Origin of the sequence: Streptomyces sp. NPDC006012, from assembly GCF_042871185.1 — a bacterium.
GTDB lineage: Bacteria > Actinomycetota > Actinomycetes > Streptomycetales > Streptomycetaceae > Streptomyces.
Genome location: NZ_JBIAIE010000021.1, coordinates 115,733 through 139,395 on the forward strand (window position 1 = coordinate 115,733; position 23,663 = coordinate 139,395).

Below are 23,663 nucleotides of genomic sequence, written 5' to 3' on the forward strand. Positions count from 1 at the left end.
ATCCATCGAGGACCTCTTCGGCCCTTCGCCTTTATTACGCATTGGTCATAAAACTGATTCCCTTTCGAGGGGAACCGGGCCGTCGGCCGAATCGCCACGCCGGTCACCCCCGACCAGGGTCGGCCATCAGGATCTCGTTACGAGTTCCCTGACACGGCCGAAGGATCCAGCACCGGCCCCCTCGGCAGCAGGCCGAGCAGCGCCCCCGGGAGATCCACGGACCCGCCCGCCGAATAGCCGAGCTGCTTCAACCCCTCGCTCGTCACCGGACAGGAAACGCCCGAATCCGCCACCAAGTACAGCGAGTTGCCCGTCCCGGCCGACGAGCGCGCCCGGATCAGCGTCGCCGTCCCCGGCCGCACCCACACGCGGTCCACCGGCACGGACGGCCCGGTCACGCCCGGCTGCCCGGTGGGCGCCGAGCCCGGTACCGAACCGGCCGGCACCAGCGCCACCGTCGTCTCGTGCCCGTGCGCGGTCGGTGCCACGCGGGCGCAGACCTGCCGTTCGGACGGGTCCACCGCCGGCACCTTCGGCACCGACGAGGGCAGCGCTGCCGCCAGTTGCCCGGCCGCCGACGCGGGCGCCTGGTGGGCCGCCAGGTCGGCTGGTCCGATGGGTCGTTCCCGCACCGCCCGGCCGTCGTACGCCTGCTGCTGGGTGCGCGGATCACCGCGCAGCAGCCGGTGGGCCAGCCCGGTCAGGGGCGCAAGTCCGTCCGTGCGCAGCACGTAGTACTGCCCCTCGGACGAGAACAGCTGCCCGATCCGGGTCGCGCCGCCGGCCAGCGTCGGCCCCGGTCCCCCGCGCCCGTCGATCTGCGGCGGGGCGAGCTGTGGCCCGGCGTCCAGCGCGGTCAGGAACGACGTACTGACCGGCACCGGCGTGACGCCCGCCCAGCCCAGCGTCGCCACGGTCCCGGCCTTCGTGTCGACGGGGAACCGGCGCCCGTTCCACACCAGTTGATGCCCCTGCCCCGGCGCCGTCACGAGCACGCCCCGGTCCGCGCCGAGTCCGTCCCCGAGCTCCGCGGAGCCGCCCACGACCAGGCTCGTCAGCGGCTTCGTACCGCCCGCCGACCCGGCCGACTGCGCGCCCGCGCACACCGCCCAGATGCTGCCGCCGGTCGACGCCGGGAGCCCGTCCGGGGCGCCCAGCAGCCCGATGGGAGCGCCCCGCGGCGCGTCCTGCAGCGAGGCCGCCGCCACCTGCTCCACCGTCATCCTGCGTCCGGCGACCAGTCGCGCCGACGCCTCGTTGAGCACCGGATGCAGCGTTCCGCCGACATTGAGGTAACGGGCGCCGGAGTCCTTGACGACGACGAGCGTGCCCGGCGTCTGCCAGGACGTCCCCCCGCCCGGCTTGATCAGCCCGTACAGCAGTGTCACCACGCAGGCCAGCGCCACCACGAGCGCGCCCCACAGCACGCCCCGCCAGGTGCGCGCGCTCGGCGAGTCGGGTGCGTCGGGGTCGTCGCGGAGCAGGCTGCTGGCGAGCCTGGACATCGCGTACAGATGTGCCTGCACCTGGTCCTTGCGCGACTGCACCGGCATCAGCGCCTCACCCCCGGATCCCGCGCAGCGCGCCGAACACCCCGGCGAGCAGCACCGCGAGGGGGAGCAGCAGCAGCGCGCAGAGCGTGTGCAGCAGGTCGGCGATCCGGCCCCAGTAGGGGACGAGCCGTCGGCCGGGAACCGTCCAGGAGGCGATGGCGGTGATCGCGGCCAGCACGGCGAGTACGGCGGTGACTTCCAGCCGCTCCGGCTGCCCCAGGTCGACGGCGCGCAGCACTGCAGCCAGGGTGAGTCCGTACGCGCCCGGGATCGCCATGGCGAGCCGGTGCCGCACCGCGCCGACCACCCGGACGTGGAGCAGCAGCAGCACGCTCAGCACCACGGCGAGCACCGGAGCCGTCCAGCCGTCCGCGGAGGGGGCGGTGAGCAGCGCGGTGGTGCAGCCCATGGTCACCAGGCCGAGGGCGGCGTAGAGGCCGGTCAGGTAGCCGTCGGCGAGTGCGGCGCGCTCGCGGACCTGCCGGGCCGGGAACGGCTCGATGCCCTCCTGCAGTTCGCCCGCGTTGGACGGCAGCGGTGGCATCCGCATGCCGGCGAACCGGAAGGCCAGGCTGGGCACGAAGCCCCCGGCCAGCACGGCGGCCACGGCCAGCCAGCCGGCGGCGTGCGCGATCGGCACCCCGGCCGAGGTGAGGGCGCCGCAGGCCGCGACGGACAGGGTGACCGTGAACGCCCCCAGGAACAGCGGCGCGAAGGCACCCACCGCCGCCAGCCCGATGATCGCGGCGCCCGCGCCCGCCGCGCCCCCGGCCAGCAGCCGGGGGCCGAGCATGTCCTCGCCGTGCCCGGCGGCCGGGACCAGGGCGCCCGCAACGGCCAGGTAGGGCACGGTCATCACGCCGAGCGCGGCCCCGGCGCCGGCGTCGCCGACCGCCCGGGACGCGGCCAGGCCGCCCGCCACGAGCAGCAGCGCCATGCAGGCGCCCGCCCCGGCCCGCCACTGGCCGTCGCCCGGGAGCAGAACGGTGATCAGCCCGGCGGCGAGCGCGGTCACGGTGAGTCCGATGAGCAGGCGGCGGGTCAGCTCGGGGCGCCAGGTGTCGGGACGGGAGCGGAGCGATTCACCGATGCCGTCGACGAGGTCGTCGAAGTCGACCTCGGGCAGGGACTCGTGACGGGCCCGCAGATAGAGGGTCTCGCCGTCGCGTAGCTCCAGGGCAGTGGGGGTGCGCTCCTCGTCGAGGGGGGCGGCACCGAGGCGCTGGAGGGTCCAGCCGCCGTGTTCCAGGCCCTTCTCATGGAGATCGCCGCCGGCGTACTCGACGAGCACGGGGAGCAGGTCGGCGAGCGGGACATCGGCGGGTATGCCCAGTTCGAAGTTATTCTCCGGACTTCTGACGGTTATTCGGCAGAGCCCGGCGGTCTTGTCGCTCACGGTGCGCGGTTCACTCCCGCCTGATTCTTAATCGGGGTTCGACTCAGGAACGGGTGCACATTATCGTGAAGCCCCGTCGGGACAGCACGCTTGTCCATCCGTTTATCGGCGACGCGCTTCTCCAATAAGCGGCAACGCGAACCTCCGATATCGCATTGTCGACAGATCGAGCCGGGAGCCGGTTTGAGCACCGTCACTTTTCGGCGCCCCCCGCGCAGGGTCGGCCCGCAGATGCCCGAGGGCGAACTGACGCTCCAGGAGCCGCCCTCCCTCCCCGAGCCGCAGGGCGCCATGAGCGGCATCATCACCTACCTGCCGATGGCCCTGAGTTCCCTCGGCATGGTGCTGGTGTTCATCCGCCCCGGCGAGGGCAACGGCGTGCTGATGTGGGTGGCGATCGGCATGATGTCGGTCTCGGCCGTCGGCATGCTGGTGGCCCAGTTCCTCCGCGCCGCCGGGGACCGCAAGCGCAAGCTGCGCGCCGAGCGACGCGACTACCTGCGCTACCTCACGACGAGCCGGCGCCGCATACGGCAGACCGTCGAGCAGCAGCAGCGGGCCCAGGAGTGGCGCCACCCGCGCCCGGACGCGCTCTGGTCGGTGGCCCGCACCGGGCGGCTGTGGGAACGGCGCACCACCCACGACGACTTCGGCGAGGTGCGCCTCGGTACCGGCGAGCAACAGCTCGCGCTGCGGCTCAACCCGCTGTCCACCAAGCCCGTCGAGGACCTCGAACCGCTCTCCGCGCACGCGCTGCGCCGCTTCATCCACGCCTACTCGGCCGTCCCCGACCAGCCGGTGGCCGTCCGGCTGCGCTCGTTCGCCCGGGTCCTGTTCACCGCGAAGGACGAGCACCGGGAGACCTCCCGGTCGTCCGTGCGGGCGCTGCTCGGCCAACTCGCCGTGGCCCATGCCCCGGAGGACCTGTCGATCGCCGTCGTCGCCGACGGCGCGGCGCTGCCCGGCTGGTCGTGGGCGAAGTGGCTGCCCCATGCCCAGCACCAGGTCGACATCGACGGAGCCGGCTCGGCCCGGCTCATCGCCGAATCCGTCTCCGAGCTGGAGCCGCTGCTCGGCGAGGAGTTCGCTGCCCGCCCGCCGTTCGAGCCGGGCGCGGAGCCGAGCCGCGACGAGCCGTTCACGGTGGTCGTCCTGGACACCGCCTCCGTCCCCCTGGGGGCCCGGCTCGCCGAGTCCGGCTACCGCAACACCGTGGTCCTCGACGTCCGCGGCACGCTGGACGGCGCCTGCCCGCCCCGCGGCACACTCCGGCTGCGCGTCGAGCCGGACGCGCTCGCACTCCTGGCCACCGCGGCGGACGGCAAGCCCGCGGAGACCGGTCTCGGCCGCCCGGACGCCCTCGGCCCGCACGCCGCCCGCGCCCTGGCCACCGCTCTCTCCCCCTACCGGCTGGGCGCCGCGGCCCGCGCGGAGCGCCCGCTGCAGGAGGACATGGAGCTGACGGACCTGCTCGGCATCCGCGACCTGCACGCCGCGGAGACCTCCGAGCTGCACCGCACGCGGAACGCGGGCGAGCGGATGCGGGTGCCGATCGGCGTGGGCGCGGACGGCACGCACCTCCACCTCGACCTGAAGGAGTCGGCGCAGGGCGGCATGGGCCCGCACGGCATGCTGATCGGCGCCACCGGCTCCGGCAAGTCCGAGCTGCTGCGCACCCTCGTCCTCGCGCTGGCGCTCACCCATTCCTCGGAGACGCTGAACTTCGTCCTCACCGACTTCAAGGGCGGCGCCACCTTCCTCGGCCTGGACCGGCTGCCGCACACCTCCGCCGTCATCACCAACCTCGCCGACGAGGCGGCACTGGTGGAGCGGATGAAGGACGCCCTGCACGGCGAACTGATCCGCCGCCAGGAGTTGCTCCGCACGGCCGGGAACTACACGTCCGTACGCGAGTACGAGGAGGCGCGCGCGCAGGGCGCCGGCCTCGCCCCGCTGCCGACCCTGTTCGTCGTCGTCGACGAGTTCAGTGAACTACTCGCCGCGCACCGCGACTTCCTCGACCTGTTCGTGATGATCGGGCGGCTCGGCCGTTCCCTCTCCGTACATCTCCTCCTCGCCTCGCAGCGCCTCGACGAGGGCCGCATCCACCAGTTGGAGGGCCATCTCTCCTACCGGATCGCGCTGCGCACCTTCTCGGCGATGGAGAGCCGGGGTGTGCTCGGCGTCCCGGACGCCTACGAGCTGCCGCCGCAGCCGGGCAGCGGTCTGCTGAAGAACGACGTCGGGGCCCTCGCCCGGTTCAAGGCCGCCTACGTGTCCGGCACGTACCGGGTGGCACGGCCGGCGGTCCGCCAGGCGGTGTTGGCGAGGCAGGTGGTGCCGTTCGAGGCCGGCTGGGTGCCGCCGCGGGCCCTGCCCTCCGCCGAACCCGGGAAGCCCGAGCAGCCCGAGAACGAGGAGCAGGAGGAGAACGCGTCAGGACCCAGCCTGCTCACCGTCGCCGTCGACAAGCTGGAGCACTCCGGCCCGCCCGCCCACCAGGTGTGGCTGGCGCCGCTGGGCGAACCCCCGACACTCGATCTGCTGCTGCCCCCGCCGGGCGAACCCGGCGGAAAGTTCCTGACCGTTCCCGTCGGTGTCATCGACCGCCCCTTCGACCAGCGCCGCGACGAACTCGTCGCGGACCTGTCCGGCGCCGGCGGCCACATCGGCATCGCCGGCGGCCCGCAGTCCGGCAAGTCCACCCTGGTGCGCACCCTCATCACCGGGCTCGCGCTCACCCACACCCCGCGCGACGTGCAGTTCTACTGCCTGGACCTCGGCGGCGGAACGCTCACCTCGCTCACCGGTCTGCCGCACGTCGGCGGGGTCACCGGGCGGCTCGACCCGGAGCGGATGGCCCGCACCATCGCCGAGGTCATGGACATCATCACCCACCGCGAGCGGCTGTTCGCCGAGCGGGGCGTGGAGTCCATGGCCGACTTCCGGCGCCGTCGCGCCGCCGGCGAGCTCCCGGACGAGGCGCACGGCGACGTGTTCCTCGTGGTGGACGGCTGGAACACCATCCGCCAGGACTTCATGGACCTCGCCCCCACCTTCAACCTCATGGCCTCCCGGGGCCTCAACTTCGGCGTGCACCTGATCATCGCCTCCGGCCGCTGGATGGAGATCTCCTCGGCGCTGCGCGACCAGCTGGGCACCCGCTTCGAACTGCGTCTCGGCGACCCCGTCGACTCGATGATCAACATGCGGGCGGCGGCCACCGTCCCGGGCATCCCCGGGCGTGGCCTGACCGCCGAGAAGCTGCACTTCCTCACCGCACTCCCCCGCACCGACGGCGACCCGCGTGCCGACACGATCGCCGACGGCGTGTCCGCACTGGTCCGGGAGGTCGCCGCCGGGTGGGACGGGCCGTCGGCGCCCCCGGTGCGGATGCTGCCGATGGACCTCCCGACGTCCGAACTACCCGCCCCGGACGGTGACCTGCGCGTTCCGCTCGGCCTGGAGGACCAGCGGCTCGACGTCTTCCGCCACGACTTCGAGGAACACCCGCACCTGGTGGTCGTCGGCGACGTCGAGACCGGCAAGACCAACCTGCTGGCCCACCTCGCCGACGGCATCCGCGCCCGCTACAGCCCCGACGAGGCACGCATCCTGCTCGTCGACTACCGGCGCGGCCTCGCCGAGGCCGTCCCCGACACCCACCGGCTCGGCTACGCCACCGGCGCCGCCCTGCTCGGCCAGATGATCGACGGGGTGGCGCGGGCGATGAAGGAACGCGTTCCCGGCCCTGACATCGCCCCGGCCCGGCTGAAGCTACGCGACTGGTGGAGCGGGCCCCGGCTGTTCATCCTCGTCGACGACCACGAGCTGGTCTCCACCGGCGGGATGGGCAGTCCCGACCCCTTCGCCCGGCTCCACGAGTTCCTGGCGCAGGCCGACGAGATCGGGCTGCACGTCATCGTGGCGCGCAGCGCCAACGGCTCGGGACGGGCGATGATGTCCGATCAGTTGCTGCGCCGCATGGTGGAGGCGAACACGCCGGTGCTGCTGATGAGTTGCCCGCCCGGCGAGGGCCAGGTGGTGGCCGGGACGAAGCCACGAGTCCTGCCCGCGGGACGGGGGCTGTACATCACCCGCCGCCGCACCGTGCAGATCCAGACGGCGCACCGGGTCTGACGGGCCCGCCGCCCCGGCCGCCGCACCCCACCGCTTCCTGAACCACCCGGGCGGGGTGCCGGGCCGAAGGGAGCGGCAAGGACGACCACAGCGACGCAGAGAGGAACCGCATGGCCCGTCAGACCACGCTCACCGACCCCTACCAGGGCATCGCGCACGCCCTGGCCGCCACCCGGCCCGGCGGCGTGATCCGGCTCCGTCCCGGCCGCTACGACGAGGCTCTGGTCGTCACCAAGATGGTCACCGTCGTCGCCGACGACCCCGACGACCCGCCCGAGATAGCCCCCCGCACGGGCAGCGCCGTCCAGGTCGTCGCCGAGGCCGTCAAGCTCTCCGGCCTGATCCTGCGCGGCAGCGACGAGGACGCTCCCGTCGTCGACGTCCCCCGCGGCCAGGCCGCCCTGGAGAACTGCCGGGTGCATGCCCTCTCCTGGACGGCCCTGCTCTCCCGCGAGCACGGCTCGCTCGCCATGCGCGACTGCGTCATCGCCAACCCGGAGGGCGCCGGGTTCGTCGACCTCTCGTCCGAGACAAGCGTCGTCGAGGACTGCCTCTTCGAGAACCTCGGCAGCTCCGGCCTGGTGCTGGGCGAGACCGCAGCCACGGCCATCCGCAACTGCACCGTCCGCGACGCCCGCGGCAACGGCCTGCTCGCCAACGGCAACGCGGCGGGCACCGTCGAACGCCTCACCGTCCTGGGCACTCCCAAACCCGGCGTCGCCCTGGAGGAACACGCCTCCACCCGCCTCACCGACGTCCGCACCGAATCCTGCACCATCGGCTTCCACATCTCCTCCGCCGCCCAGCCCCTGCTCATCGGCTGCCACGCCGAAAGCAGCGTCACGCACGGCGTACTGCTGTCCGCCGCTGCCGCCCCCCAGCTCAACAACGTTGAGGTGACCGGCTCACGGGGACACGGCATCGTCGCCGTCGACAGCGCCCGTGGCACCATCGCCGACTGCCTGGTCTCGCACTCCACCGCGGCCGGGATCGCCGTCCGCAACGCCGCCGCGCCCACCGTCCAGCGCACCCTGGTCCAGCACGGCGGCGCCGAGGGCATCGTCCTGGACGCCGGCAGCGCGCCCCGCGTCGACCGGGTGACGGTGCATCAGACAGGCGGGCACGGCATCGTCCTGGCCGGAGGCAACCGCGCCGCGCTGCGCGACATCGAGGTCGTCGAGGCCGGCGGGCACGGCCTGCACATCAGGGACGGCGCCCGCGGCCGGTTCGAGAAGACCACCGTCACCGACCCGGGCCGGTCCGGCATCCGAGTGGACGCCGCGAACCCCGCGTTCCAGGACATCGCCGTCCGGGGCAGCCGTGCCGCCGGGATCGCCGTCGCCGGGAAGAGCACCACGGAGCTGGTCGACGTGCTCGTCGAGGACTCCGCAGCGGAGGGCATCACCGTCCTCGGTGACAGCGCCGAGCTGACCGCCGTCCGCACCCGGGTACTGGGCAGCGGCAGCCACGGCGTGCTCGTCGGTACCGACGCCGCTGCTCATCTGACGGAGTGCGAGATCGCCGACGGCCACGCGGACGGCATCCGGATCGCCACTGAACGGCCGGTCCGGGTCACCGGATGCACCGTCACCCGCAACGCGGGCGCCGGCGTCCGGCAGACCGTCTCCCCCGGCAGTCTCGCCGCCGAGGACCTGACCAGCGACGGCAACACCGAACCGGACACCCTCGGGGACCGCGCCGACGGCGCCCCGGCCGCCGAGGGCGACGGCGACGGGCCCGGACAGCTCTCCGGGCCGCTCGCCCAACTCGACGCCCTGGTCGGGCTGGCCACCGTCAAGGAGCAGGTCACCACCCTCGTCAACCTCAACAGGGTGAGCCGGCGCCGCCGCGAGATGGGCCTGCCCGTCCCGGCCGCCTCCCGCCACCTGGTGTTCGCCGGGCCGCCCGGCACCGGCAAGACCACCGTGGCCCGCCTCTACGGCTCGATCCTCGCCACGCTCGGCGTACTGCGCTCCGGGCACCTGGTGGAGGTGGCCCGCGCCGACCTCGTCGCACGGATCGTCGGCGGCACCGCCATCAAGACCACCGAGGTCTTCGAACGGGCCCTCGGCGGTGTGCTGTTCATCGACGAGGCGTACGCCCTCACGGCGGACGGCGGCAGCGGCCCCGACTTCGGCAGGGAAGCGGTGGACACCCTGGTCAAGCTGATGGAGGACCACCGCGAGGACGTCGTCGTCATCGCCGCCGGGTACTCGCGGGAGATGCAGCGGTTCCTGGACTCCAACCCCGGTCTCGCCTCGCGCTTCAGCCGCACCCTGGAGTTCGAGAACTATTCGGCTCGGGAGCTCGTCACCATCGTGCGGCGGCAGTGCGAGCAGAACCGGTTCACCCTCCGCGAGGACACCGAGCAGGCGCTGACGCACCACTTCACTCAGATGCCCCGGGAGGAGTCGTTCGGCAACGCGCGCGCCGCCCGCAAGGTGTTCGAGGAGATGCTGGACCGCCAGGCGTTCCGCCTCGCCGAGTCCTCCGACGCCACCGAGGAGGAGCTGACGGTGCTGGTGCCGACGGACGTCGGCGAGGACGCCGCCCGAACCGTCGCGGGCACGCCCGGCACCGGCGGCGGCCCGTCCGACCGCCTCACCGGACTGCTTGCCGAACTCGACGGGCTGATCGGCCTCGACGGTGCCAAGGCGCAGGTCCGCGACCTGGTCAACCTGCTGTCGGCGACCCGCCGCCGGCAGGCCGCCGGGCTACCCGCCCCGGCCATCGCCCACCACCTGGTGTTCACCGGCCCACCGGGCACCGGCAAGACGTCGGTGGCGCGACTGTACGGCGAACTCCTCGGCGCGATGGGTGTGCTGCCGCGCGGCCAGTTCGTGGAGGTGGCGCGCGCCGACCTCGTCGGCCGCTACGTCGGCCACACCGCACAGCTCACCAAGGCGAAGTTCGCCGAGGCACGCGGCGGCGTGCTGTTCATCGACGAGGCGTACACGCTCACGCCGGAGGGCAGCTCGGGCTCCGACTTCGGCAGGGAAGCGGTGGACACCCTGCTGAAGCTGATGGAGGACCACCGGGACGACACGGCCGTGGTGGCGGCCGGCTACGAGGGCGAGATGGAGCGGTTCCTGAACTCCAACCCGGGCCTGGCCTCCCGTTTCGGACGCAGCGTCGCCTTCGCCTCGTACAGCGCCGACGAGTTGGTGGAGATCGTCCGGCGGCAGAGCGACCGGGACGGCTACGCGTGCCCGCCCCAGACGCTGGAGGCTCTGCGCCGCCACTTCGCCGGGGTCGACCGCGGCCCGGGCTTCGGCAACGGCCGCTACGCCCGCACCGTGCTGGAGCAGATGATGACCCGTCAGGCCGGCCGTCTCGCGTCCGTCCCGGACGCGGACACGGACCAGTTGCGCCTGCTGCTTCCCGAGGACGTGAGGGCATGACGGAGTTCGTCAGGACGACGCTGGAGCAACCGCCGCTGTGCAGCGTCTGCAGGCAGAAGTGGGACCCGAAGTGCCCGCGCGGCATACGGGAGGAGGTCCCCCTGACGGCGGACACGCCGGAACCGGCCCCGGCGCCACCGCACGCGGTCCGTCCGGCAAGAACTGCGGATTCGGCCTCATCAGCGCTGTCGGACACGTCAGCCCGAGGTGAGACCGCCGACCCGCCGGGGAACCGCGCGGACCGTTCGAGCACGTCGAGTGCGTCGCCGCCGGTGGTTGCCCAAGGCCCTCGGATCCTCGCCGGGCAGCCGGACGGCGGCCTCGGCGACGTCCCAGGACGCGGGCTCCCTCCGTCCGGGCCCAAGGCCGCGGGGTCCTCCGAAACGGACAGCGCAACGGCGCCCGGTGCGCGTCCCGACGCCACCGGCGACCCCGGGACCGCCACGTCAGCGGCGTCGCGCTCCCGCACGCCCGAGCGCACCCCCGTCCGGGACCCGCGCCGCCCGCGCACCAGCAGCGCGGCAGGGGCTCAGTCCCCCTGGCTGGAACGCACCGCGCCCCGCGCGAGGCCCGGCGAACCCGCCGTGTCTGCGGCCCCGTCGACCGACACGTCCGGCCGCCCGCACACCACCGTGTCCGGCCCTTCCCCGGCTCCCGCCCGGCGGACCGCACCCGCCGACCCGCGCTCCGCCGGGGCCCCGACGGCGGAGGAGGGCACGCCCCGATGAACCTTGCGCCCTGCCACGTCGGCACCGTCCGCCGTACCCCGCGCTCCGGTCCCGGCGCCGCCGAGTCCCCCGCGCCGCACGAAAGCAGCCGCCGATGATCCCCGCACCCGGCCGCACCACCGTCCCCCGCCGCCGTCCCGGCCCACCCGGCCGACGAGCCGCCGCGGTCGCTCTCGTCACCCTCGCCGTGGCCGCCCCGCTCATCACCGCGTCCCCCGCGACAGCCGATTCCGGCCTGCCGCGGATCTCCACGGCCCCGCCCCAGAAGGGCGAATGCGTCAGGCCGTCCAAGCAGCACCCGGCCGACGTCCCCTGGCCGCAGCAGTACATCGCCCCCTCGCGCGCCTGGGACACCACCCGCGGCGCGGGCGTCACCGTCGCCGTCGTCGACACCGGTGTGGACGCGTCGCACAGCCCCGCCCTCGCGGGCCGCGTCACGCCCGCCACCTCCGACGCCGGAATCGACTGCATCGGCCACGGCACCTTCGTCGCGGGCCTGATCGCCGCCGCGCAGCAGCCCGGGACGGGGTTCGCCGGGGTCGCCCCGCAGGCCCGGATCCTCGCCGTCCGGGCCACCGCCACGGACGGCACCGCCACCGCGAGCAGCGTCGCCGCCGGGATCAGCACAGCTTCCGCCGGTCACGCCCGGATCATCGACGTCCCGATCGCCCTCGCCAAGGGCAGTCCCGAACTCACCGCGGCCGTCCGCGAGGCGACCCGCCGCGGCGCCCTGGTGATCGCCCCGGCATACGCCTCGTCCACCGACGTCACCGGCAGCACGGACGGCCCGGCCCCCGCCGCCTACCCCGCCGCGCTACCGGGCGTCCTGTCCGTCTCCGCGCTCGGCCCGGGCGGCGTTCCGGACCTGTCGCAGGCCCCCCGCACCACCCCCGACCTGGCTGCGCCGGGCGACGCCGTGATGAGTGTCGGCCCGGGCGGCACGGGCAAGTTCACGGGCGACGGGGCCGAATCGGCTACCGCGTTCGTCGCGGGGACCGCTGCGCTCGTGGCATCCGCGCACCAGAACCTGACGCCCTCTCAGCTGTCCGACCGGCTCACTTCGACGGCGTACCACGCCCCAGCCGACAAGGCGCTGGTCGGCGCGGGCACGGTGGACCCCTCGGCGGCCGTCACCTCCCCAGTCTCAGCCTGGGACACCCGGCCCTCGGCGCAGCACCGCGAGCCGCTCAGGATGCCGTCCCCCGCGGCCCACCCGGGCCGTTCCAGGGCCATCACGATCACCGCTGCCGCCGGTGCGGTCGTCCTCGTCACAGCCTTCGCCGCCTTCACCCTCCCCCGCGCGGGCCGCCGCGGCTGGCGCCCGGGCGGAACGACGGATCCGGCAGGCCGCTAGCGAGTCCCGCTGCCCCGCGGGAACGGGTGCCCGCGTTCCGGGAACCCTCAGGTCACGCCCCGTTCCCCGTACGCATCGTGCCGGGCCTCCGGAGGGGACAGCGGGGAACGGGCACCAGCTCCCGCACTGCCACCGGGGAGCATTCCGAAAACAGAAAAAGGGCCGTTCGAAAACGGCCCTTCATCCGCGACGTTCGATAGCTCGAACCAGTCGGGACGACAGGATTTGAACCTGCGACCCCTTGACCCCCAGTCAAGTGCGCTACCAAGCTGCGCCACGTCCCGATCCCGTCTGACCTGGGGTTTCCCCCATCCAAACGCGCAGAGAAACCATACCGCACTCGGGCCGGTGGTCGCGCGCCCGTTCGGCGCGGACCGCCCATCGTCGTCGGTACGACACTCTGGGCCCTGGACCCAGGGGCGGACCGGGGCACGGGGGAGAGTGTTCTCGGCGGTCGTCGCCGGGCCGGCCCGGGGCTGAGCGGCGTACGGCCGTCCGCGCGCCGGTCGTTGCGGGGCTCAGCGGGCCGACGCCGACGCCGGCACCGGCGGATCAGTGGGCCGACGGTGCCGTCGCGTCGGCGCGGATCAGGTTGCGTATCGGGGGGACCAAGAGCAGAGACGCGGCGACGACCAGGCTCATCACCCCGGCGGCCAGCAGCACGTGACCGGTGCCGAGAGCACCGGCCGCCGGACCGGCGAGGGCCTGGCCGACCGGCAACATCGCCAGCGAGCCCGCGACGTCGTACGCGTGGATGCGGTTCAGGACATCGGGAGGGACCTGGGTCTGCACGCTGGTCGCCCACATCACGCCCCAGAAGGACAGTCCGGCCCCGGCTACGGCCGCCCCGGCCGCCATGGCCGGCACACCCAGACCGGCGCCGACGGCCGCCGGGAAGCCGGCGTACGCGAACAGGGACACGGCGCCGGCCCGCAGCATGCGGCGGGGCCGCAGCCGCAGGGCGAGCAGCCCGCCGGCCACCGTGCCCGCGCCGAGGGCGGAGTTGATCAGGCCGTAGGTGCGTGGGCCGTGCTGCTGCACCACCTCCGTCGCGACCAGCGGAACGGTCGGCCCCGATACGGCGATCATGTAGACGCCCCAGATGGCGATCACACCCCAGAGCCAGGTTCTCGACCTGAACTCGCGCCAGCCTTCGACCAGATCGGCCTTGAAGGCATGTCTGCTCTCCGCCGCCGTGCCGCGCATCGCCTCGGGGAGCGGCGGCAGGCGGAGCAGCAGCAGGCACAGGGCGCTCACCGCGTAGGTGGTGGCGTGGGCCGCGAACACGCCGCCGGGCGAGGCGAAGCCGACCAGCAGGCCGGCCACGGCCGGGCCCGCCAGCTGGGCCGCGGACTCGGCGATCCGGATGGCGCCGTTCGCGCCCTGGATGTCGGTGGCGAGCCGGGGAATGGTGCTCGCCACGCCGGGCTGGAAGACCGCGCTGGCCACGCCGTTGACGAAGCCGATCACGCAGACCTGCCAGAGGACCACATGCCCGGCGAAGAACAGCGCGGCGGCCAGCGACTGGGTGCCGAGCCGGACCAGGTCGGCGCCGATCATCAGCCGACGGGTGCTGAAACGGTCGGCGAGGACCCCGCCGAAGACGACGAGACCGGCGAAGGCGGCGGCCGTCGAGGCCATCGCGAGGCCGACCGCGCCCGCGCCGTAGCCGTGCTCCAGCAGTCCCGCGGCGAGGGCCACCGGCAGCATGGTGTCGCCCAGCCGCGCGACGGCCCGGGCCACGAAGAACAGCGCGAAGTCCCGTGACCAGACCGGACGGTCACGCTCCCCGCCCGTGTCACCGGGTCCGGCTTCGACCGCGATGTCCTGCCGTGCCGGCCTCCCGGTCATCCCCTGCCCGCTCCCCCGTCACCGTCCGCCGTCGCCGCCACGACGCCTTCCGTCACGTCGTCTTCCGTCACGCCGTCCGCTGCCGCGCCATCACCGTCGCCGTCGCTGTCGCCGTCGCTGTTGGATCATGCCACGGCGCGCGATGGTGGCCCAGCCCGGTCACCCGGCGTCCGGCAGCCCCATCTCAGGATGGGCGTCCAGCAGCCGGGGCGGGGCCGCCTGGCGCCAGGAATCGGCGAGGATGTCACTTAGTTCGGCCTCGTCGTCGAGCGCGGCGAGGCGGGCGCGGACCCAGGCGAACGGGGCCTCGTGGCCGGCGATCCAGAACTTCCCCGGCTCGGCCAGCACCAGTTCGTCACGCTCCTCCTTGGGGCAGCGCACGGCCATGGAGGTCTCGTCCTCGGGCAGGGTGGCGAACATCTTCCCGGCCACCCGGAACGTGGGCATGCTCCAGGCGACCTTCTCGGTGGCGTCCGGCAGGGACAGGGCGATACGACGTACGTCTTCGGCGTCGGGCATGACAGGCACCGTAACCGCTCCCACTGACACTGCCCCGGTCGGACGGTGTCCGGTGCCCGGGCCAGGCCGCCGTCCCGGCTGTCAGGCTCCCGGGGACGGGCCGCTCACACGCGGGCGGCTTCGCCCAGCGCGTCCAGCACCGGACGGATCAGCGGATGGCCTTCGGCGCCGCGCCGCACCGCCGCGAAGACCCGGCGGGTCGGGGCCACCCCGTCGACGGGACGGACGACCACGCCCGACAGGTCCGTGCCGCGCAGCGCCGAGCGGGGGACGAGCGCAACGCCGGCATCCGCCGAGGCGAGCGCCACGACCGCGCGGAAGTCGTCCGAGGAGTGTTCGAGGTGCGGCTGGAAACCAGCGCTCTCGCAGGCCAGGACGACCACGTCGTGGCAGGGGTTGCCGGGGTACGGGCCGATCCACGGATCCTTGGCCAGCTCGGCGAGCGGGACGACCGCGGCACCGGCGAGCCGGTGGCCGAGCGGGACGACCGCGTCGAAGGGCTCGGCGTACAGCGGGACGTGGGTCAGGCGCGGATCATCGGCGGGCGGGGCACCGCGGTACTCGACCGCCACCGCGACATCCACCTGCCGGTCCAGGACCATCGGCAGGCTGGCGTCGCCCTCGGCGTCCCGGACGCGGATGCGGATGCCGGGTGCCGACCGGGCGAGGCGGGCCACCGCAGGAGCCACGACCTGGGCGATCCCGGTGGCGAAGGCGGCGACGGTGACCGTGCCGGCCTCGCCGGAGCCGTAGGCGGCGAGTTCCGCCTCGGCCCGCTCCAGCTGGGCGAGGACGGCGTTGGTGTGGTCGAGCAGGATCTCACCGGCCGGAGTGAGCCGGACCCCCTTCGCGCTCCGCTCGACCAGGCGGTGGCCCGTCTCCTGCTCCAGGGCCGCGAGCTGCTGGGACACCGCGGAGGGGGTGAGGTAGAGCGCGGCGGCCGCCGCCGTCACCGTGCGGTGGTCGGCCACCGCACGGAGGATGTGGAGCCGCCGTGCTTCGATCATGCAAGAGATTATTGCAATATGTCCGGGCAGTTCACGCCACCAGTTCGGCACGTGCCGCGACGAACGCGTCGACCGCGCGGTTCACGTCGTCCGTGGAGTGCGCGGCGGACAGCTGGACCCGGATGCGGGCCTGGCCCTGCGGGACCACCGGGTAGGAGAAGCCGATCACGTACACACCCCGCTCCAGCAGGAGCTCGGCCATGCGGCCCGCCTGCGCCGCGTCGCCGATCATCACCGGGGCGATGGCGTGCTCGCCGGGCAGGATGTCGAAGCCCTCCTCGGTCATGCGGCGGCGGAACAGCGCGGTGTTCTCGGCGAGCCGGACCCGCAGGTCGTCCGCCGACTCCAGCAGGTCGAGCACCCTGAGCGAGGCCGCCGCGATCACCGGGGCGAGGGTGTTGGAGAACAGGTATGGGCGGGAGCGCTGGCGCAGCAGGGCGACGATCTCGGCGCGGGCGGCCACATAGCCGCCGGAAGCACCGCCGAGGGCCTTGCCGAGGGTGCCGGTGACGATGTCGACACGGTCCATGACGCCGTGCAGTTCGGGCGTGCCGCGCCCGGTCGGGCCGACGAAGCCCACGGCGTGCGAGTCGTCGACCATGACCATGGCGTCGTAGCGGTCGGCGAGGTCGCAGATCTCGGCGAGCGGGGCGAGATAGCCGTCCATGGAGAAGACGCCGTCGGTGACGATCAGGCGACGGCGCGCGTCCTGCGCCTCCTTGAGCCTGGCCTCCAGATCGGCGAGGTCTCGGTTGGCGTAGCGGAAGCGGCGGGCCTTGGACAGGCGGATGCCGTCGATGATGGAGGCATGGTTGAGGGCGTCGGAGATGACCGCGTCCTCCTCGCCGAGCAGGGTCTCGAAGACACCGCCGTTGGCGTCGAAGCAGGAGGAGTAGAGGATCGTGTCCTCCTGGCCGAGGAAGGCGGACAGCCGCGCCTCCAGCTCCTTGTGGACCTCCTGGGTGCCGCAGATGAAACGCACGGACGCCATGCCGTAGCCCCAGCGGTCCAGGGCGGCATGGGCGGCGGCGACGACCTCGGGGTGGTCGGCGAGGCCGAGGTAGTTGTTCGCGCAGAAGTTGAGGACCTCGCCGGGGCGGCCGCCGGCGGTGACGCCGACGGTCGCGGACTGCGGGGTGCCGATGACCCTCTCGGGCTTGTGCAGGCCGGCGGCGCGGATCTCGTCGAGGGTGGTGCGCAGGTCGTCGCGTACAGAGGTGAACATGAGGGACTCCATCGGGTGCGGAGGCGAACCGGTCGGGAAATCAAACAGTCCAGTCGAGGATGACCTTGCCGCCCTTGCCGGCGGCCGCGTCCGCGAACGCCGCCTCGAAGTCGCGGTAGTCGTACCGGCCGGTGATCACCGGTGAGAGGTCGAGGCCGCCCTCCAGCAGGACCGACATCGCGTACCAGGTCTCGAACATCTCCCGGCCGTAGATCCCCTTGATGGTGATCATGGAGGTGACGATGCGGGACCAGTCGACCGGGAACTCCTCGGACGGCAGGCCCAGGACGGCGATCCGGCCGCCGTGCGTCATGTTGGCGATCATGTCCCGCATCGCCTCGGGGCGGCCGGACATCTCCAGGCCGATGTCGAAGCCCTCCCTCAGTCCCAGCTCCCGCTGGCCGTCGGCGATCGTCGCGGCGGAGACGTTCAGCGCGAGGCTCACCCCGATCTTGCGGGCCAGGGCCAGTCGCTCCTCGCTGACGTCGGTGACGACGACGTTGCGGGCGCCGGCGTGCCGGGCCACCGCGGCGGCCATCAGACCGATCGGCCCCGCCCCGGTGATCAGCACGTCCTCGCCGACCAGGGGGAAGGACAGGGCGGTGTGCACGGCGTTGCCGAACGGGTCGAAGATCGCGGCGACGTCGAGGTCGACGGGGACCCGGTGCACCCAGACGTTGGTGGCGGGCAGGACCACGTACTCGGCGAACGCGCCGTCGCGGCCCACGCCCAGGCCGACCGTGGCCCGGCACAGATGGCGGCGCCCCGCCAGGCAGTTGCGGCACTTGCCGCAGACCAGATGGCCCTCGCCGCTCACCCGGTCGCCGATGGCGATGTCGGTGACGTCCCGGCCGAACTCCACGACCTCGCCGACGAACTCGTGGCCGACGACGAGCGGCGTGCGGATCGTCTGCCGCGCCCAGCCGTCCCAGGACCGGATGTGCAGGTCGGTGCCGCAGATCCCGGTCCGCTGGACCTTGATCAGCACGTCACCCGGCCCGACGGCGGGCTCCGGGACGTCCACGAGCCAGAGTCCGGGTTCCGCCTTCTCCTTGACCAGCGCTTTCAACGCTACGGCTCCTGTGGGTGAGTCCCGGTCGCGAACATGCCGAAAGTCCCGTACCGGGGACGAGGGTGGATTCACATAGCAATCTGCCCCATACGCCGGGCCCGGTCCATCGAGGATTTCTAAAGCGCCGCCTCAGCTTTGCTTCACATGCCGCCGAACAGACGAGTCCCGCTTGCGGCAGACGGGACGTTCGTCCACGGCGCAAGGCCGACCGTGCTGACACCGGCCGGCGTGCTCACGGCAGGGGGTGCTCACGGCAGGAGGCCGTCGGCCTCGCGTCGTTCCAGCCGCGCGGCGAGGTCCACGGCCGTCGACTTGACGGTGTCGAGCCCGGGCCGCCCCCAGTGCCGGGGCACGAGGTCGGCGACGCTCACCGTGCCCAGGGCCGTTCCCGTGCTGTCGATGAGCGGGGCGCCCAGGTAGGCGTGGATGCCGTACTCGTCGACCACCGGATTGCCGGCGAAGCGCGGGTAGTCGCGGACGTCCTCCAGGACGAGCGCCTTGCTCCGGACCACCACATGGGGGCAGAAGCCGTGGTCACGGGGCAGACTCCGGCCCAGTTCGGGCCGGTCGGGCCCGCCGTGTCCGGTCGGTGCGGTCAGTCCGGCCGGCCGGGTGGCCGGGGTGCTCAGGCCGGCGAAGAACTGCCGCTCCTCGTCGATGAAGTTGACCATGGCGTACGGTGCGCCCGTCAGCTCGGCGAGCCGGTGCGCGAAGGCGTCGAGCGCGGGCTCGGGCCGCTCCCCCAGGCCGAGCAGGCGCAGTCGCCGGGCGCGGGCGGGGGCCTGCCGGTCCTCCGGGGTGACCAGCAGTCCCCTGGCCGGCCGTGACGGCTCGTAGCTCATGGCCTGGCTCCGGACCTGTGGGCGTACCTCATGTGCGGGCTCCGTGGGCGGGGTGCGGGGAATCACCTGTGGGCGCCGCGGCTCGGCGCGGCGGCCGGGGCGTGCGCGATCAGGTGGCGTACGAGGGTGAGCAGGGTCCGGACGCCGGAACTGGAGATGCGTGCGTCGCAGCGGACGACGGGGATCTGCGGATCGAGGTCGATGGCGGCGCGTACCTCTTCGGGCTCGTAGCGGTGGGCGCCGTCGAACTCATTGACGGCGACGACGAAGGCGAGGCCGCGCTCCTCGAAGAAGTCGACGGCGGCGAAGCAGTCCTCCAGGCGGCGGGTGTCGGCGAGGATGACCGCGCCGAGCGCGCCCGCGGACAGTTCGTCCCACATGAACCAGAACCGTTCCTGTCCGGGCGTGCCGAACAGGTACAGCACGTGCTCCGGGCCGAGCGTGATCCGGCCGAAGTCCATCGCGACCGTCGTCTCGACCTTGTTCTCGATGCCGTCGAGGTCGTCGGTCGCGGCGCTGACCGTGGTGAGCAGTTCCTCCGTGCTGAGCGGCGCGATCTCGCTCACCGCCCCGACGAAGGTCGTCTTGCCCACGCCGAAACCGCCCGCCACCAGGATCTTGAGCGCGGTGGGGAACGGGTCAGAGCTGTCGTCGTAGTCCATCGAGCACTGCCTCCAGCAGAGACCGGTCAGTGGGGTTGTGGTGGAAGGCGGGGGGCTTCGCGGTCAGCGCCCCGCAGCCGACGAGGTCCGCGAGCAGCACCTTGGTGACCACGGCCGGCAGCCTCAGATGCGCGGCGATCTCGGCGACCGACACGGGTGCCCGGCACAGGTCGAGCGCCTGCGCGTGTTCGGGCCCGAGGTGGCCGATGTCGCCGCTGCCGGTGGCCATCACCTGTGACATCAGGTCGAACGCGATGGTGGGCCGGGTCCGCCCGTTGCTGACGGTGAACGGGCGCACGAGCCGTCCGGCCGCGTCGTCGAGCCACGGCCCGTCGCCGGCCGACGTCCCCCTCAAGACCTCATCGCCGAGGATCCGACGGCGTGCTGCCGGGGGGCGGTGGCCAGGTAGGGGCGGACGCTCTTGACCAGCATCGCCATCTCGTAGCCGAGGACCGCGGCGTCGGCCTCGCGGCCCGCCAGCACCGCGAGGCAGGTGCCGGAGCCCGCGGTGGTGACGAACAGCAGGGTCGAGTCGAGTTCGACGACCACCTGCCGGACGTCACCGCCGTCGCCGAACCGGACGCCCGCGCTGCGGCCGAGGGAGTACAGGCCGGACGCCAGCGCGGCCATGTGGTCGGCGCTGTCGGGGTCGAGGCCGTGGACGGACTTCACCAGGCCGTCGCAGGACAGCAGTACGGCACTGGTGGTGTGCGGTACGCGTTGCACCAGGCCGCTCATCAGCCAGTCGAGGTCGGATACCTGGGCGGTCGGCGCATCGCTCGCCATGGTGGATCGACTCCTTGGGGTCGCTCTGGGGGTGGGAGCTCGGGTGGGGGTGGGGGCGGTCATCCGGTGGGTGTGCTCCCGTCACGCCGGTCGCTCGGATCGGAGATGACCGCATGGACGGCCGGCACAGCCGGCCCGGCGGGTGCGGCGGGGTCCGCGCGGGGCGGGCCCGCGGAGGCCACGTCCGGTCGAACCGTTTCCACGCCGGGCACGTCCCTAGGGGGTGCGTCTATATGGGGTACGTCCATGCGGGGCACGCCCATGCGGGATACGTCCGGGTGGGTCATGTCCGTGGGGGTCGTGTCGTTGCGGGCCGCGTCCGTGTGCGTCCCGTCCGAGGGCATGGCGTGCGGGTGCATCGCGTCCGCGTGCGTCACGTCCGTACGGGCCCGGTTCGTACGGGCCGGATCCGTGCGGGCCCGTTCGTGGTGCGGCGTGTCCGTGATGGGCGCGTCCATGTGCGGCGGTTCCGCGGGAGTCTGTGTCGACTCCATCTGCTGCTGCGTCTCGGCGAGACCGATGCCGCGCTGGAAGGCCGCCATCAGGCTGGGGTCGTGTCCGGCGAAGGTCTCCGGCACCGGACGCGCCGTGGGGCCGCCCCGCAGTTGGGGTACGAGGTGTTCCTGGGCGCGGCGGCGCGGCAGCCGGGGCCGTTCCATGGTGCCGCGCACGGTGCCGACCCGCGGGGTCGGCACCAGGCCGGCCTGCTGTTCGACGGCCCGTCGGTCGGCGGCCCGGATACCGGGTACGGCCTCCGCGGGGTTGGGCCGCTCCTCGTGGGCGCCGCGCACCGGAAGAGGCGCGGGGGCGGCCGTGGCTCCCGTGGAATCGCGCTGCGCGTGCCGGCGCCGTCCGGCCGCGGGCACGGTGGGAGCGTCCGTCCGCCCGAACGGGCGGCCCGTGGTGCCCCCGTCCGGCGCCCCCGCCGATCGGGCCCGGACCGCATCCGCCGCCCCGCGCGGAACACCGGCGGAGCCAGATCCGACGCGGGCGCCGCCGCCATCGCCCTGGACAGCCGGACCACCGGCGCCGTTCACCGGCCGGCCGTCGCTGCCACCGGCGGGCCGCTCTCCGCTGCCGTCGACGGGCCGGCCCGCGTCAGCCCGGCCCGGTGCCGCTGCCGCCACGGCCGCTGCCGTCGCCCCGGCTGCCACCGCCGTCGCCGTCGGTGCTCCGGGCCCCAGCCCGGGGTGCACCGCCCCCTGAGTGCCGGCCGCCACCCGCGACGACGGGCCCAACAGAGCCTGCGGGATGACGAGTACGGCCTGAACGCCGCCATAGATGTTGGTCCGCAGGCGCACGTCGATGCCGTGGCGCCGGGCAAGCTGGGAGACCACGTAGAGTCCGATGCGGCCGTCGGCCAGCAGCCGGGCGACGTTGACCTGGTCGGGGTCGCTGAGCAGGGCGTTCATCTTCCGCTGCTCGCCCACCGGCAGGCCGAGGCCGCGGTCCTCCACCTCGACGGCGAGCCCGGAGGTGACGAGGTCGGCGCGCAGCAGCACCTGGGTCTGCGGGGCGGAGAACACGGTCGCGTTCTCGACGAGTTCGGCGAGCAGATGGATCACGTCGGCGACGGCGTGGCCGCGCAGTTCACCGGCGATCGGCGGTACGAGCTTGACCCGGGAGTACTGCTCGACCTCGGCGATGGCGGAGCGCAGTACCTCGGTCATGGACACCGGGTTGCTCCACTGCCGGCGGGAAACGGCACCGCCGAGGACGGCGAGGTTCTCGGCGTGGCGCCGGATGCGGGTGGCGAGGTGGTCGACGTGGAAGAGGCCCTTGAGCAGATCGGGGTCCTCGATCTCGTTCTCCAGCTCGTCCAGGATGGAGATCTCCCGGTGCACGAGGGACTGGAGCCGCCGGGCGAGGTTGACGAAGACTTCGAGTTTCTGTTCGCTGCCGGCCTGGCTGGAGAGCTGGGCGGCCTGGACGACGGAGTGCACGGCGCCGTCGTGGGCGCGGGACAGGTCGGCGGCGAGCAGTTCGAAGTCGTCGGCGTCCGCGGGTGGTCCGCCGCGCGGCTTGCGTTGCGGCACGCCTTCGCCGCGCCGCAGTGCCTCCACGAGGGCGCGCAGATCCGCCTCGCCGCGCGCGGTGTTGCGGCGCAGCACGCCGATGCGCTCGCTCACCGCGCGGGCGGCACGGTCCGCGGCGACGGCGGCGACCGTGATGCCCGCGACGGTCACCGAGACCGCCGCGGCGAGCACGCTCCAGAGGATGAGGTCGGGCCGCGCGCCGGTGGCACGGACGGTGAACAGGACGGCCGCGCTCGCGCTGAGGGCCACGGCGAGGGGCGGCAGTACGGCGAGGCGCAGGAGTTGGGGCCGTATGTGCGCATCCGGCAGTGCGGGAACGGGGTGGGTCACCGGTCTGCCGTGCCGGCCGCCCTCTCGGCGGTCGCCACGGGAGACCGGTGCACGGAGGTGAGACATCGGTGTCCTCGTACTGGTCCGTCGGGCCTGTTTTCTCGCGGGGGATGCACGACGTGGCCATGCACCCTCGCGGTGCCGGTCCAGGGGGCCGATGACGTGGGACATCCGGCCCTGCCCTGCCGACGGACACTGACAGTAGTCGGCCGTGTGTCGTGTGTGGTGGGCAGTTGGCAAAGTCTCCCGCCGACGGTCCCGCTCTGGTATGAGGCGTCGTACGACAGCCCGATAAGCCTGAGAAGAATACGAAGTTGAACGAAAACAGACCGATCCGACTCGGCCGGAAGCAGTCATGAAGACTCAGCGGGGCCGTCGCCCGTTTCTTCCCTGTCCGCGCCGCAACGGACGTGACGGGGCACCCGGCGCGGCCGCAGGGGTTGAGAGGCCCGTGCTCGGCGGCCGGGCCGGGTGAGGACGCCTCATCCGGTTCACCGGACCAGGCTCTGTGCCTGAGGTCGGAGTTCGCGGCAGCGCGGCTTACGCCGGTATCGGGGAGTGCGTGTACGGGCTGCCGGACGGCGACAGGTGGTCCCGGGCCGAGTGCTCCGCGGGGCGGTTCAAGGTGACCGGGAGCCACCGCACGACCGACACCGGTGTGTGCCCCCCCCGTTATGTTCTTCGCGGTCCTGCAAGAGGGCCGCTGGCCTCCGGGCCCGGCATGACTGTGTCCCCCTGTCGAAGGCATGACCTGGGGGGTG

Annotated in this window: 15 protein-coding genes and 1 tRNA gene; 3 read left to right on the forward strand and 13 right to left on the reverse strand. The window is 73.3% G+C overall.

From position 1 onward, the window contains the following. Window positions 1–137 precede the first annotated feature (137 nt). A complete protein-coding gene (gene eccB, locus ACFYPJ_RS29115) occupies window positions 138–1,553 on the reverse strand; it encodes a type VII secretion protein EccB (RefSeq protein ID WP_389023348.1) in 1,416 nt (471 codons plus the stop codon). Window positions 1,554–1,560: 7 nt separating this feature from the next. Beyond that, complete coding sequence (eccD, locus tag ACFYPJ_RS29120; RefSeq protein ID WP_389023351.1) at window positions 1,561–2,949, reverse strand: type VII secretion integral membrane protein EccD; 1,389 nt, start codon at window positions 2,947–2,949, stop codon at window positions 1,561–1,563. 231 nt (window positions 2,950–3,180) lie between these two features. Between eccD and eccCa the strand changes: the two genes are divergently transcribed. From eccCa to ACFYPJ_RS29135, 3 genes are all read left to right on the forward strand, one after another. Continuing rightward, window positions 3,181–7,089, forward strand: coding sequence for a type VII secretion protein EccCa (gene eccCa / locus ACFYPJ_RS29125; protein ID WP_389023405.1), 3,909 nt, complete (start codon window positions 3,181–3,183; stop codon window positions 7,087–7,089). A 110-nt stretch (window positions 7,090–7,199) separates the two neighbouring features. Next, window positions 7,200–10,490: a right-handed parallel beta-helix repeat-containing protein gene (locus ACFYPJ_RS29130; RefSeq protein WP_389023354.1), complete on the forward strand. Its 3,291-nt coding sequence runs from the start codon at window positions 7,200–7,202 to the stop codon at window positions 10,488–10,490. Between the two features lie 822 nt (window positions 10,491–11,312). Continuing rightward, window positions 11,313–12,572: a S8 family serine peptidase gene (locus ACFYPJ_RS29135; RefSeq protein WP_389023357.1), complete on the forward strand. Its 1,260-nt coding sequence runs from the start codon at window positions 11,313–11,315 to the stop codon at window positions 12,570–12,572. Between the two features lie 210 nt (window positions 12,573–12,782). On the opposite strand, the gene ACFYPJ_RS29140 is transcribed toward ACFYPJ_RS29135, so the two are convergent. The 11 genes from ACFYPJ_RS29140 to ACFYPJ_RS29190 all read right to left on the reverse strand — a co-directional run bounded on the left by ACFYPJ_RS29140 (window position 12,783) and on the right by ACFYPJ_RS29190 (window position 22,968). Continuing rightward, window positions 12,783–12,856: transfer RNA gene (locus tag ACFYPJ_RS29140), tRNA-Pro, on the reverse strand. 268 nt (window positions 12,857–13,124) lie between these two features. Then, window positions 13,125–14,423, reverse strand: coding sequence for an MFS transporter (locus tag ACFYPJ_RS29145; RefSeq protein WP_389023360.1), 1,299 nt, complete (start codon window positions 14,421–14,423; stop codon window positions 13,125–13,127). A gap of 159 nt (window positions 14,424–14,582) precedes the next feature. Beyond that, entirely contained in the window at window positions 14,583–14,942 is a 360-nt protein-coding gene (locus ACFYPJ_RS29150) for an MmcQ/YjbR family DNA-binding protein (RefSeq protein ID WP_389023363.1), read from the reverse strand. 104 nt (window positions 14,943–15,046) lie between these two features. Then, entirely contained in the window at window positions 15,047–15,949 is a 903-nt protein-coding gene (locus ACFYPJ_RS29155; RefSeq protein WP_389023366.1) for a LysR family transcriptional regulator, read from the reverse strand. Window positions 15,950–15,980: 31 nt separating this feature from the next. Next, window positions 15,981–17,174, reverse strand: coding sequence for a glycine C-acetyltransferase (locus tag ACFYPJ_RS29160; protein WP_389023369.1), 1,194 nt, complete (start codon window positions 17,172–17,174; stop codon window positions 15,981–15,983). Between the two features lie 40 nt (window positions 17,175–17,214). Continuing rightward, window positions 17,215–18,243 (reverse strand): L-threonine 3-dehydrogenase, encoded by a 1,029-nt coding sequence (gene tdh, locus ACFYPJ_RS29165; RefSeq protein WP_389023372.1) that lies wholly within the window; start codon window positions 18,241–18,243, stop codon window positions 17,215–17,217. A gap of 251 nt (window positions 18,244–18,494) precedes the next feature. Next, window positions 18,495–19,088, reverse strand: coding sequence for a GAF domain-containing protein (locus ACFYPJ_RS29170; RefSeq protein ID WP_389023374.1), 594 nt, complete (start codon window positions 19,086–19,088; stop codon window positions 18,495–18,497). Window positions 19,089–19,150: 62 nt separating this feature from the next. Then, on the reverse strand, window positions 19,151–19,750 hold the full coding sequence (locus ACFYPJ_RS29175) for an ATP/GTP-binding protein (protein WP_389023377.1): 600 nt from the start codon (window positions 19,748–19,750) through the stop codon (window positions 19,151–19,153). Further along, window positions 19,728–20,105: a DUF742 domain-containing protein gene (locus ACFYPJ_RS29180; protein WP_389023380.1), complete on the reverse strand. Its 378-nt coding sequence runs from the start codon at window positions 20,103–20,105 to the stop codon at window positions 19,728–19,730. The genes ACFYPJ_RS29175 and ACFYPJ_RS29180 overlap by 23 nt, the downstream gene beginning before the upstream one ends. Then, the gene (locus ACFYPJ_RS29185; RefSeq protein ID WP_389023383.1) at window positions 20,102–20,536 is read right to left on the reverse strand and encodes a roadblock/LC7 domain-containing protein; all 435 of its coding nucleotides are present in this window, start codon (window positions 20,534–20,536) and stop codon (window positions 20,102–20,104) included. The genes ACFYPJ_RS29180 and ACFYPJ_RS29185 overlap by 4 nt, the downstream gene beginning before the upstream one ends. Window positions 20,537–20,595: 59 nt before the next feature. Further along, entirely contained in the window at window positions 20,596–22,968 is a 2,373-nt protein-coding gene (locus tag ACFYPJ_RS29190; protein WP_389023386.1) for an ATP-binding protein, read from the reverse strand. Window positions 22,969–23,663: the final 695 nt, after the last annotated feature.